The sequence below is a fragment of the uncultured Chitinophaga sp. genome (genome assembly GCF_902168175.1).
Taxonomy (GTDB): Bacteria; Bacteroidota; Bacteroidia; order Chitinophagales; family Chitinophagaceae; genus Chitinophaga.
Window position 1 is genome coordinate 34,023 of record NZ_CABHOU010000021.1, and the last position, 12,367, is coordinate 46,389.

The window sequence follows — 12,367 nt, forward strand, 5'->3', positions numbered from 1 at the left end:
CGAATAGTAGATGCGCTTAGCTGGTTACTTAGAGCGGCCTTGTTTTAAGTAGGCTGTCCATTTGTATGGGCTGTGGCTTAATAACGGCCCCGTCGCGCAAGCGGCCCAATCCGCTGAACACGATACGTTCGCCATCTTTAAGACTGTTACCTACAAAGTAGTAACCTGTTGTTTTACCAGTAATTGTCAGTGGTTTACTTACCACTTTGTTGCTGTCGCCTACGGCGAATACGAACACTTTATCCTGTAGTTCGAAAGTAGCTTCCTGTGGTACAACCACGGTAGAAGCAAATTCGTGAGGTATCCTTACTTTGCCCGTAGAGCCGGAACGTAATAAACCTTGTGCATTAGGGAACACAGCGCGGAAGCTGATAGCACCCATGGTTTTGTCGAACTGACCTTCCACGGTTTCTATCTTTCCTTTGGCACTGTATACAGAACCGTCTGCCAGTACGAGTTCCACCGGGGGCAGGTTCTTGATTTTGTCTGGCACCGTTTCGCCGGCAATATCATTTTTGAAGTGCAGGAAGTCTACCTCACTCATCGAAAAGTAAGCGTATACTTCTTTCACATCCGATATTACGGTAAGGGCCTGTGTTTCTCCCCTGCCTACAAGGCTACCTGTTTTCAAAGGAATACGACCAATATAACCACTAACGGGAGCAGTAATTAAGGTATACCCTACATTGATACCGGCATTACCCACACTGCTCTGCGCCTGTGCTACAGAAGCTTTGGCGGCGGCATACGCAGCCTGTGCAGATTTAAGCTGTACATCACTTACTACGTTGTTTTCTACCAGCGGGGTAAGTTTGTCTACTTCCAGCTTAGCTTTTTCGAGGTTAGCTTTGGAGGCTTCCAGGTTGGCTTTAGCGTTGCTGTACTGTTCCTGGTAAGGACGATCATTGATGCGGAACAGCGGCTGGCCTTGTTTTACGAAGGCGCCTTCGTCCACATAAATCTTATCTAAGTAACCATCTACCTGCGGCCTTATTTCTACGTTCACCTTACCTTCCACTGCGGAAGTGTATTCCCTGTAGCTCGTTGCTGGCAGGGATTTCAGTTGAACTACTGGTAATGAAGGCGCATCGCTGCCTGCGGGTACTTCTGCTGAAGTAGTGCCGCAGCTGTAAGCTATGATGGTGAGTGCCACGGCGATAAGCGCGATGGACCACTTCTGTTTGTTGTTGTTTGCGAATGGTTGCATAATTCGGCGTGTTTTAAAGCGGTTAGGCGGTCCATTGCGAGTCACAGACACACTGGTGCGCACGGAGCCTGTCCGGCTGGCGGTAGTGTTTACTGTATCTCACAACATGGATCTGGAAATAAAAAAATACAAGAGAGTGCATGCCCGTATTTTGGGCAACGGCGCATGCTGCGGCATCCGTTTCAGGTATCGTGTGTAATAGACTCTTTGCGAGAGAGAGAATTGCTAAAGTGAAACGATTGCTTTCTAAGTTACATGAGTTTCATCGTCGTTCGTTTGATGCTTAAATACAAATGCAAAGTAAACGTATAATCAGGTCACCGGCATTTACATTATTGGGGGATTAATTGTACTTTTCACGGATTTGCTTCTGAAAGAACACCGGGGTCATATTTGTATGCTTCTTAAAAAAGCGGTTAAAGTAGGCGTCGTCCTCGAAATTCAGCTCGTAAGCGATCTCCTTTACGGAGTAATTTCTCAGGTACAGCAAGCGTTTTGCCTCCATAATACGCTTTTCATCGATCACCCCTTTGGCGTTACGTCCAAACACTCCTTTCACCGAATCGTTGAGATGGCCGGCCGTGATATACAGCATTTCAGCATAATCTGCCACCTGTACTTTATCACGGAAGTGTTTGTCTACCAGCATTTTAAACTGCAATACCAGGCCCTGGGGCAGGGTATCTTCGTTTTTCATGGGCATCGGTTCGGGCATTGCTATACGGCTGCAGGCGATGATAAGGGCACTCAGCAAACTACGTAACACGGCATCTTTACGGGGCCGTGCCTGGCGGAACTCGCTGATTAACAGCCTGCAATAGGCCAGTACTTCTTTCAGCTGCTCCTCGTCCATCCGGATAACGGCGGAGCGGAACATACAGCCCCAACAGCTCAATAGACACTGGGTTTCTGTTACCAGGAACTCAGGTTTAAAATAAATATGTATGAGTTCGCAGCCTTCTCCGAAGATCTGCTGGTGTATTTGCCCTCTTTCCAGCATTGTAATGGCCGGGCCGGTTACCATCTGGCGGTCAAAATCAACGTATTGCTCCATATCACCGCTGGTGAGAATGGATATACAGAACCCCTCGTGGCGGAAGGGTACCTCGCTGGCTATATTATGAAGCGCTTCGCCGCTTAAACGTTTGATATAGAAGTCGGTATCTGATTTGCAAACTGCTATTTTATCCTTTACCAGCAGCTTCTGCTCTTTCTTCTCTTCGGTGATAACGTTTGACATGAATTGTACTTTTTAAGACACAGGGCCGGATTAACCGGCCCTGTAAAAATACAATTTATTTTGTTTCTGCTTTTTCTTTTGGCTTTTCTTTTACCACAACAAGGTCATTTAACTTCACATTGATAGGTATTTTTCCCAGTTGCACGATCGCCCGTTTATCTCTTATCTCTACCAGCTTACCTACCTGGCCATTACTAACGATCTTCACCTGGTCGCCTACTTTACAGGTACCGCCAATTTCCTGGAACCTGTCCTGCACTTTCTTTTCGAACCTGTCATTAATGGCTTTCTCTTTCTTTTTAAAGAGCAGCGCTTCCGCCTGTTTCACCACTTTCTGTTTATCATCGGTCCGTTTCCATTCTATCACGATCTGCTTCATCTTACGCTCCATGTCTTTGAGGTACTGGATCTCATCTTCACGGATCTTGTTCTGTAGTTTGAGCAGCTGCACCTGCTGGCTCTTCCGCTCTTTATCGGCCAGTTGCTCGTACTCGCGCTTCAGGCGCTCGTTTTCGCGCAGCAGTTTTTGCAGGTCGCGTTCTTTATGCTCTACCTTTTGCAGGTCTTGTTCGGCTTTGTTCAGCAATTTATCGAGGCGAAAGTGCCCTTCGTCTACCAGCTTACGCGCACGGTCAATCAATGCGGGTTGCAAACCGATACGCTGTGCAATGGCAAAGGTGTATGAACTACCCGGTTTACCCACCATCAGTTTGTACATGGGCTGCAACGTTTGCTCATCAAAGCCCATCGCGGCGTTCATAATGCCTTTCACTTTGTTGGCCATCACCTTCAGGTTAAGATAGTGGGTGGTTACAATGCCGTAAGCATGTTTACGCGCCAGTTCTTCCATGATCACTTCCGCAAAAGCACCGCCCAGGTTAGGGTCGGAGCCGCTACCCAGTTCGTCGATGAAGAACAGGGTTTTACCGTTCGCCTCCTCCATAAAATACTTCATGTTCTTGAGGTGCGAACTGTAGGTACTCAGTTCAAACTCCAGCGACTGTGTATCACCGATATGGATCATCAGCTGGCGGAAAATACCGATCTGTGAAGTGGGATGTACGGGTACCAGCAGGCCTGCCTGCAGCATCAGCTGTATAAGGCCTACGGTTTTAAGTGTCACCGTTTTACCGCCCGCATTGGGCCCACTTATCACCAGGATATGATGATTTTTATCGAGCGTTACGCTGATAGGGATCGTAGGTTTACTGTTCTTACGGTTGTATAACAACAGCAGCGGATGGTAAGCTTCTACAATGTGCAGTTGCGCGTATGGCACCAGCATGGGGAAGTTACCGTTGATATCAAGCGCAAGGCGGGCCTTGGCGCGAATGAAATCGTAGGTACCCAGTATGGTGTGATAGGTTTCCAGCAGGCCGGAGTGACTGGCCAGCGAAGCGGTAAGATCGCGCAGGATCTTGTACACTTCTTTACCCTCCTCCCGCTCCAGCGAAAACACATCGTTGTTTAGCTCTATCGTTTCCTCGGGCTCCAGGAAAGCGGTACGACGGGTATCGCTTTCACCGTGAATAATGCCCTTTACCATACGTTTGTTCTCCGCAAAAATGGCCACCACCCTGCGACCGTTGAGGAAGGCCTCTTCGATATCGGCCAGGTAGCCAAGTTTAGTGAGCTTCTGCAATATACGGTCAAAGGAGCGGCGCACTTCTGTACGTTTGCGGTACAGGTTCATACGGATCCTGGCCAGCTCGGGCGTGGCATTATCGCGCACCTGCCCGTTCTCGTCCAGCACCTCATCGATGAGCGTCCTTATCTTTTTCTCGTAATGAGTGTCTTTAACAACGCCATGCAGTCCTGCATAGGTAACCTGGCGGTCGGCGTCGAAGAAGCGGAATATACTGCCTACACTTTCGGCCAGTTTGCGTAACTGCATCACCTGGTCGCCCGCAAGCACAGCACCCTGGATATTCAGGAGCCGCAACTCGTTCCGGAGATTAAGGATGTAATCGTTCGGAAAGTGTTCCTGTAATAAAACCAGTTGTTTATACTCGTGTGCCTGTTGTAGCGCGGTTTTAACGTAATCAATGTGGGTATGTAACCTGAGATCACTGGCCATTTGCTTGCCCAGCTCTGTCTTACAATGTTCTTCCAGCAAATTCCTGACCTTGTCGAACTCCAGTTGCACCAGCGCCGAATCCGGAAAATATTTCAATTTTTTACTCTGTTTAAATCTTAGAAACTATGTCTTTTGCGGTCGTTTTACGGGCGCACCATCCGTGTTAGGGCCGCCAAAAAGAATGTTAAAGTTACCAAACTTGCCGATCTAAATCATCATATATCCCGTAATTTGATAGGAAGTATGGGTTAATTAATTGTAGCGTAACTTTGTAAAGCCCATCAAAAAACTAAGGGGAATCATGATGAAATACTTATTGCTGGGCTGTTTGTGGTGTGTTTCCCTGACAGCCTGCGCGCAAAAGAAGACAAAAAAAGAAAAAGTACCGGCAGATGTGGAAGTAAAAGACACAGACTCCTCCGCCACTGCCACCTTTGGAGGCGGCTGCTTCTGGTGCACGGAAGCCCAGTTCCAGTACCTCGACGGCGTATTGAAGGTAGAATCGGGCTACATGGGCGGCAAGGTGGCCAATCCTACTTACGAAGAGGTATGTACCGGTACTACCGGCCATGCCGAGGTGATAAGGGTTACCTACGATCCGCGTAAAATAGACTACCCTACCCTGCTCGAAGCATTCTGGACAAGCCACGACCCCACCACGCTTAACCGCCAGGGAAACGATGTGGGCACTCAGTACCGCTCTGTTATCTTTTACCATAACGAGCAGCAGCACAAGGACGCGGATTTTTACAAGAAGAAATTACAGGATTCCGGCGCTTACAGCGATCCTATCGTTACGGAAATAGCGAAGGAAGGGCCGTTTTACAAAGCGGAGAATTACCACCAGGACTATTACAACCAAAATGGCTCGCAGCCTTACTGCAGTTACGTAATAAGGCCTAAACTGGAAAAGTTCAAAAAGGCGTTTAAAGACAAGCTGAAGCATTAGTACAGCCTTCTTTACAAGATTTACCCCGTGGCCCTGCTACGGGGTATTTTTTTGCATTTTCCTGTACCAAACGGCCAGCAGGAAAAATGCCACAGCCGTGACCACCAGTAAAGCACTGGTAAAATTAAAGAACACCGCCTGCTCTTCGGTGAACCATGCCAGCCTCGTTCCCAAACGGCTTATCACCGCTGTTACAATCCCGGCGAATAACGTACATACAGTTAATACGCTCATAAGGTATGGTTTGGTTGAACAAAAGGGGATTTCCTCATATGCTAACAGCAAGTAACTACAAATTGTTCAGTCTCATCACTTCAGTGATCAAATCTGCCATTCTAACCGTAAGATGTACCATCAAAGGCACTGGCACAGTAAATTCGGGGTCCGAATCTAAATCCCCCATCATGCCTGTAACAGACCGCCGCATAAGGGTAGCCGGTTATTTTATCGTAGCCAGTACGTTTTTCCTGTTCTTCATGCTGGAAATGTTTTTCTCCTGGCACGACGATAACATGTTGCTCAAAACCCTGGGCATCACAGTGTTTTACAGTCTGGCCATCTGGGAAATTACCCGTTACGTGATACTGGCCCTGCGCAGCCGGTACAGCAGCCTTAAAATGGTAAAAAGGCGCACCTTCGCCGCTATGTTCATACTGGTGCCTTACGCCATACTCATTGGTGTGCTGCGCATATGGATAGAAGATAAAAGTAACCTCTGGGGCGTACCGGTAGGCACCATCACCAATTACTCCATCTCCTCCGGCATCAGCCTGCTGTTTGTACTCCTGGAAATAGCAGCCTACGAAGGCATTTACTTCTTCCGCGAATGGAACAAAGCCCGCAAGGAGGCCGAAGACCTGAAAAAACTGCATTTCCAGATGCAGTTCGACGCCCTCAAACTGCAAATACAACCGCACTTCCTGTTTAATACTTTCAGTACGCTTATTAGCCTGATCACCGTAGATCCGCCGAGAGCGAAGATATTCACCGAAAAACTGAGCAGCACTTACCGCTATTTCCTCGAAGCCAGCGAGCGCGAATTGATCAGCCTCGACGAAGAGATCCGTTTTGCCCGTACTTATTTCTACCTGCTGCAAACCCGGTACGAGAATGGCCTGCACCTCGAAATAGACGAAGCGCCGGGGCTCGACAACTACCTGATTCCCCCGCTGAGTTTACAGTTGTTGCTTGAAAACGCCATTAAACACAACATCATTACCCGCAGCCGCCCGCTGCACATTCACATTCGTTTCAATTTCCTGAAGCGGCGGATCATGATTACCAACAACCTGCAGCGTAAGGCCACCACAGCGCCGAGCGGCAAGGGCCTGCAACACCTCAAAAAACGCTATGCCCTTATGGCCATGGATAAGGTGGAAATTGTTGAAAATGCAGCGAACAATGAATTTATGGTGAGCATCCCGTTTGTGCCTTCGCGCCAGCAGGAATTGGTGAGATGATTTTGGGGACCAGCAGTGGGAATGCTGTTCAGCCGCCGTTGTGTCACTCTCTTCAACAACGGTAATACTATCGGGCAAAAGTACAGGTTTACCCTCCACGAACGTTTCGTGTTCCGCCATATTTTCAGCAGCGTCAAAGGCTGTGATCACTACCCGTACGGTAAGGGATGATTTTACATCGTACTGCCAGCGTATATTCCCTGATGGCTTCACCGCCAGGCCCTCTTCTACAGGCACACCAAATTCGTCATACACCTGCACATTCACCCGCGTTACTTCGAAGTTGTCCAGCGCCAATATGCTGATGGCCGTGCCCTCCACTGTTACCTGCCTGATTACCGGCGCATTCATAGCGTCTGATATAGCCTCGTTGTAAGCACTGCGTCCTTCCCGGGCCCTGGCAGCGTACAACGCTTTCCGGCCGGGATCGCGGATAACAGCCTGGGCAAATAGCTGGGCTTTCCTGAACCTTTCGTTACAGGCCGTTTGTTTAGCGGTGGCGGACCCCGTGTAAGGATTTTCAACCTTACACAGCACGGTTTTACCATTATGCTGCCTGAAATACCCGGTAGTTCCGAACTTACCCGTTAGCCCGTAAGTGATTGAATTATGTATATAAACTGCCATGTTGTATGTTTTTGTTTAGGTAAAGGTCGGTCATCCCCCTGCCTGAAACTGTTCCCGAACGGAGGAAAAACTGTTCCCGAACGGAGTATTTTCCGGGAAACTACCAGGAAGGATGTTAGATAGAAGGGAGGAAGATATAAGACGAGCGGCCCCTGAGCGGAGCATGAGCGAACGGTGAGCGGCCGGTAAAGACGTATTTAAGGCGCGTGGGTGCGTTTGCGACAGGTTAAGTAGAAGCCCCATAGTATTTCAGCGGTGAAGGAGTGCCGGCGGCCGAACAGAATGACTACTGCTGATCCACCTTTCTCCTTTTGCCGTATCACATGTTTACTCACATGCGTGCCCCGTACATGTATACATAGACCCACCAGTCGCAATTGAGCGGATATGGGAGATGACAGGATGTATTTTTGCCAAAACCTTGGCTCATGAAGAAAATGTTACTGCTCTCTGCGTTGTTACTGGCGGGAGTTGCTATTTCGGGAACAGGGCGTTATAGAACGGGCTGCGGAAAGCAGTTCGAGAAAAAAAATCTACACATCATAAAGGGACGCCTGCCCCATATGCCGCGCCCCGCCTTTATCGTCCCAAAATAATATGGCGGCCTGCTTTTTGTGCATTGATTACCAGCCTCAGGAATAGGAATTTATCAATTATACATAACAAATTTCCTATCTTTAAATAGTCAGGCCAGAAGCTGCGTAACAACAAAATACATTTATGACAATTCCCGGGAAATCCGACCCTGATACCTATTACCAGAATGAGCATGAATGGTTTAATGCCATTATCAGAGGTCAGTCGGAGATCATTGAGATGATTACCAGGGGCGACGACCTGGATATTATTCTTTCGGCGATTGCCTTATTGGTGGAGAAAAACAGTGATCAACAACCTTATGCGTCCATCCTGTTGGCAGGGCCTGAAGGTAAAAGCCTTCTGCACGGCGCCGCACCCAGTTTACCAACATCATTCAGCACACTTATTACCGGCCTGCCTGTAGCAGACGGACATGGCAGTTGCGGTACGGCGGCTTTCTTTAAAACGCCCGTTGTGATAGAAGATACTGCTACTGATCCCCGCTGCGCACTGTACCGCGATGTGGCGGACTACTTCGGCCTCCGGGCCAGCTGGAGTACGCCGCTACTATCACGAAAAGGTGCGTTACTCGGCACTTTTGCCATCTACTATAAAACAAAAACAACACCCTCCCAGCGCGACCAGGAAATAGTAAGACTGCTTAGCAGTACGACTATACTGGCCATCGAATACATGTTGGCCGATGCCGAACGTAACCGGCTGCTGGAATTGCAGCAAAAGGCCGAACAAAAGGCAACTTCTGCCGAGCACTTGTCGCAAATGGCGGCTGCGTCATCGCAGGTGGGTACGTTTTTTATTAACCTGCATAGTCCGAATGAAATAAAGTATTCCGACCTGCTCTCGGTTATACTAACCGGCGAGGTAATGCCCTCCGTAACCCGCGACCTGTTCGTTAAACATATACACCCTGAAGATGCACACCTGCGGGAACGGGCGTACGAACAGGCCTCCGTTACCGGCAAACTGGATTACGAGGCGCGTTTCATATGGAACAACGGTACCATACGCTGGGTAAGAGCCCTTGGCGGGTATTATTACGATCAGCATGGTACGCCCCTTACCTTTTCGGGTACGGTGCGCGACATCACAGACGAAAAACAACGCGAGGCAGATATACAGGCATTGCAAAGCCGCTTCCAGTCCATCTTCCAACATGCCTCACTGGGCATTGCGTTAACGGACCTGCAGGGTAGCTATACCCTGGTAAATGAGGCCTATACGAAAATCGTGGGGTACTCGGCCACGGAATTATATGGGATGAAAATGGTGGATATTAGTCACCCCGACGACTGGGCCCGTAAGGAAGCCATGTTGAAAGAATTTTCCGGCGGCAGCAGGAACGATTTTGAGATCGAAAAACGATATACGCATAAAAACGGGCAGATCGTTTGGGTACGCAACAACGTATCGCTACTGCACGACCAGGAAGGCCGGCCCGCTAACATTATCATCATTACGGAAGATATTACCTCACAGCTGGAGTGGAAACAGGAACAGCAGAAGCTGCGCAAGCTGGTGGATAATAGTGTAGACCTGATGTCGATACTGGGACTCAACGGGAAAAACACCTACCTGAACAAAGCCGGTATGGAAATGCTTGGGTTTGATACACAGGAACAGGTGTACAATACGCCATTAAGCGAACTACATTCCGCCGAAGACTTCAGGAAGGTAGAGGACGAGGTACTACCTGCCATTATGGAACACGGTCGCTGGTCAGGCACCATGATCGTACGTAATCTTAAAACCGGTGAACGTTTCCCTGTATACAATAATACCACCCGCATAGACCACCCGATAACCGGCATGCCATTGGCCATAGGTGCCGTAATGCGCGATATGCGGCCAGAACTGAAGGCACAGAAAGAGCAGCAGAAGCTGATCGCCCTGCTGGAAAAGAGTTCCGACTTTGTGAGTTTGTCCGACATCAACGACAACGTGTACTATGTGAACGAAGCCGGAAGGCGTATGCTGGGCATAGAAAGCGAAGAAGAATTGCTTCGCCACAACAGCGTTTACCTCGTGGAGGGAGAACAGGAGAAACTAAAACAGGATGTGAACATGCAGCTTTACCAGCAAGGACGCTGGTCCGGCGAAATACTATATAAACATTTTAAAAGCGGGGAACCTATTCCCGTATACGCCAACTCCATGATGGTGTACGACGAGATCAGCGGCGAGCCTATAGGCCGCGCCACCATATCGCGCGACCTGCGTCAGGAAAAGGCGTTTAACAAAGCCATTACCGAAAGCGAACAGCGCTTCCGCAGCATGATAGAACAGGCCCCTGTAGCAATGGGCGTGTTAAAGGGCTACGATATGCTGGTAGAAACAGCCAATGATGAATTGCTCGAAGTATGGGGCAAAGACCGTAGTGCAGTAGGCAAACCCATGCTGGAAGCCCTGCCTGAAATAGCCAACCAGGGATTTCCGGAGTTGATAACGCAGGTATACGAAACCGGTATACCACATTACGGCTACGAAACAATGGCCCGGCTGGTAAGAAACGGTGTATTGGAATCGCGCTACTTCAATTTCATTTATGCTCCCTTCCGCGAAGGAGGCGAAATAACAGGTGTACAGCTTGTAGCACTCGAAGTAACCGAACAGGTAAAAGCTAAAAAAGAACTGGAGGCCAGTGAAGAACGTTTCCGCAGCTTCATCACCGCCGCCCCTACCCCAATTGGCGTTTATATCGGCAGGGAAATGCGTATTCAAACCGTAAACGAATCGATACTAAAAACCTGGGACAAGACAGCAGCGGACGTATTGGGTAAAACCTTCCGGGAAGCAATGCCCGAACTGGAAGGACAACCTTTCTTTGACCTGCTCGATAAAGTATATACCACCGGCGTGCCGTACATCGCGAATGAACAACGGGTAGACCTGTTTGTGGACAAGCGCATGCAGACCTTTTATTTCAACTTCATTTACAAACCTTTGCTTAACGCCAGTGGCGAAGTATATGGCATTATCAATACTGCTGCAGATGTTACGGAAATAGTGCTGGCCCGGGAAAAAGTAAGGGAAGCGGAAGAGCGGCTGCGGCAGGCGATAGAATCCGCAGAAATGGCCACCTGGAGCATCGACCTGCAAACCGGGGAAGTAAACTATTCGCAACGGGCACGGGAATGGTACGGTTTCGAGGGCGAAACGATCAATAGCCAGGAAGGCTTTAACGCTATCCATGAAGAAGATCGGGAAAGAGCCTTATCCCGCATGCAAAGAGCCATTGGCAACGAATGGGGCGGTTTGTACGAAGACGAATACCGTGTGGTAGGCATGAAACAAAACCAGCTGCGCACCCTCCGTATGTCGGGCAGGGTAATATACAGTGAAGCCGGCGAACCTATGCTGCTTACAGGCATTGTACACGATATTACCCGGCAGAAAATGCAGGAACAGGAACTGGAGAACATAGTACAGCAACGTACCCGTGAACTGCAACTGGCCAACATCCAGCTGAAACAAACCAATGAAGAACTGGAACAATACGCGTACGTAGCCTCACACGATTTGCAGGAACCTTTGCGGAAGATCCGTATGTTCTCAAGCATGTTAAACGATTGCGAGGACTTGCACGACAATCAGTACGTACAAAAATATCTCGATAAAATAGGCGCATCGGCTGCGCGAATGAGCCTGCTGATTAAAGACCTGCTCGACTTTTCGCGTGTGAACATTAAGGAAAAACTGTTTACCAGCGTGAGCCTGGATAAGATAGTGAGCAGTGTGGAACAGGATTTTGAATTGCTGATACAACAGAAGGAAGCGGTGATTACGAAGGAGCCCCTGCCCATAATAGAGGCCATTCCATTGCAGATGAACCAGTTGTTCTACAACCTGCTGGGCAATGCACTCAAATTCACGAAAGCAGGCGAAGCGCCGCGGGTTACGATTACCTGTGTACCCGCAGATAAAGAACTGCTGAAAACGTATAACAAAACACCGGATAAAATTTGGTACCATATCACGATTACCGACCAGGGTATTGGCTTTGATTCATTCCTGAAAGAAAAGATATTCGTGATTTTCCAGCGGCTTAACACCCGTGAGCAATATGAAGGCACGGGTATTGGCCTGGCGCTTTGCCGTAAAATAGTACTCTCCCATGGCGGTTATTTGTGGGCTGAGGGCGAACTGGGACGAGGCGCGCAATTTCATATCTTATTACCTGCATTACAGTAAATAAATCTTAACTATTCGA

9 protein-coding genes are annotated in these 12,367 nt (G+C 48.8%); 5 read left to right on the forward strand and 4 right to left on the reverse strand.

Annotated elements, in window-relative coordinates; all coding sequences use genetic code 11:
- Positions 1-28: 28 nt before the first annotated feature.
- The 3 genes from QZT80_RS02255 to QZT80_RS02265 form a co-directional block, all read right to left on the reverse strand.
- Positions 29-1,207 carry an efflux RND transporter periplasmic adaptor subunit gene (locus QZT80_RS02255; RefSeq protein WP_295117177.1) on the reverse strand — a complete coding sequence of 393 codons (1,179 nt, stop codon included), beginning with the start codon at positions 1,205-1,207 and terminating at the stop codon, positions 29-31.
- Between the two features lie 343 nt (positions 1,208-1,550).
- Positions 1,551-2,447, reverse strand: a complete 897-nt coding sequence (locus tag QZT80_RS02260) for a helix-turn-helix domain-containing protein (protein WP_295117179.1) — start codon at positions 2,445-2,447, stop codon at positions 1,551-1,553.
- A 55-nt stretch (positions 2,448-2,502) separates the two neighbouring features.
- Complete coding sequence (locus QZT80_RS02265) at positions 2,503-4,620, reverse strand: MutS2/Smr-associated SH3 domain-containing protein (protein WP_295117181.1); 2,118 nt, start codon at positions 4,618-4,620, stop codon at positions 2,503-2,505.
- 208 nt (positions 4,621-4,828) lie between these two features.
- On the opposite strand from QZT80_RS02265, the gene msrA reads away from it, so the two are divergent.
- Positions 4,829-5,473: a peptide-methionine (S)-S-oxide reductase MsrA gene (gene msrA / locus QZT80_RS02270; protein ID WP_295117476.1), complete on the forward strand. Its 645-nt coding sequence runs from the start codon at positions 4,829-4,831 to the stop codon at positions 5,471-5,473.
- Between the two features lie 36 nt (positions 5,474-5,509).
- On the opposite strand, the gene QZT80_RS02275 is transcribed toward msrA, so the two are convergent.
- A complete protein-coding gene (locus tag QZT80_RS02275; RefSeq protein WP_295117183.1) occupies positions 5,510-5,707 on the reverse strand; it encodes a hypothetical protein in 198 nt (65 codons plus the stop codon).
- Between the two features lie 170 nt (positions 5,708-5,877).
- Here QZT80_RS02275 and QZT80_RS02280 point away from each other — a divergent pair, with 170 nt between their 5' ends.
- The 4 genes from QZT80_RS02280 (at position 5,878) to QZT80_RS02295 (ending at position 12,348) form a co-directional block, all read left to right on the forward strand.
- Positions 5,878-6,933 carry a sensor histidine kinase gene (locus QZT80_RS02280; protein ID WP_295117184.1) on the forward strand — a complete coding sequence of 352 codons (1,056 nt, stop codon included), beginning with the start codon at positions 5,878-5,880 and terminating at the stop codon, positions 6,931-6,933.
- A 40-nt stretch (positions 6,934-6,973) separates the two neighbouring features.
- On the forward strand, positions 6,974-7,309 hold the full coding sequence (locus tag QZT80_RS02285; protein ID WP_295117185.1) for a hypothetical protein: 336 nt from the start codon (positions 6,974-6,976) through the stop codon (positions 7,307-7,309).
- Positions 7,310-7,988: 679 nt separating this feature from the next.
- Positions 7,989-8,156 carry a hypothetical protein gene (locus QZT80_RS02290; RefSeq protein ID WP_295117186.1) on the forward strand — a complete coding sequence of 56 codons (168 nt, stop codon included), beginning with the start codon at positions 7,989-7,991 and terminating at the stop codon, positions 8,154-8,156.
- Between the two features lie 124 nt (positions 8,157-8,280).
- Entirely contained in the window at positions 8,281-12,348 is a 4,068-nt protein-coding gene (locus QZT80_RS02295; RefSeq protein WP_295117188.1) for a PAS domain S-box protein, read from the forward strand.
- Positions 12,349-12,367 lie beyond the last annotated feature (19 nt).

What these genes read in the sequence shown, in the direction of transcription:
- QZT80_RS02255 (WP_295117177.1), bottom strand. Translation starts at nt 1,207, where the DNA reads ATGCAACCATTCGCAAACAACAACAAACAGAAGTGGTCCATCGCGCTT.
- QZT80_RS02260 (WP_295117179.1), bottom strand. Translation starts at nt 2,447, where the DNA reads ATGTCAAACGTTATCACCGAAGAGAAGAAAGAGCAGAAGCTGCTGGTA.
- msrA (WP_295117476.1), top strand. Translation starts at nt 4,829, where the DNA reads ATGAAATACTTATTGCTGGGCTGTTTGTGGTGTGTTTCCCTGACAGCC.
- QZT80_RS02275 (WP_295117183.1), bottom strand. Translation starts at nt 5,707, where the DNA reads ATGAGCGTATTAACTGTATGTACGTTATTCGCCGGGATTGTAACAGCG.
- QZT80_RS02280 (WP_295117184.1), top strand. Translation starts at nt 5,878, where the DNA reads ATGCCTGTAACAGACCGCCGCATAAGGGTAGCCGGTTATTTTATCGTA.
- QZT80_RS02290 (WP_295117186.1), top strand. Translation starts at nt 7,989, where the DNA reads ATGAAGAAAATGTTACTGCTCTCTGCGTTGTTACTGGCGGGAGTTGCT.
- QZT80_RS02295 (WP_295117188.1), top strand. Translation starts at nt 8,281, where the DNA reads ATGACAATTCCCGGGAAATCCGACCCTGATACCTATTACCAGAATGAG.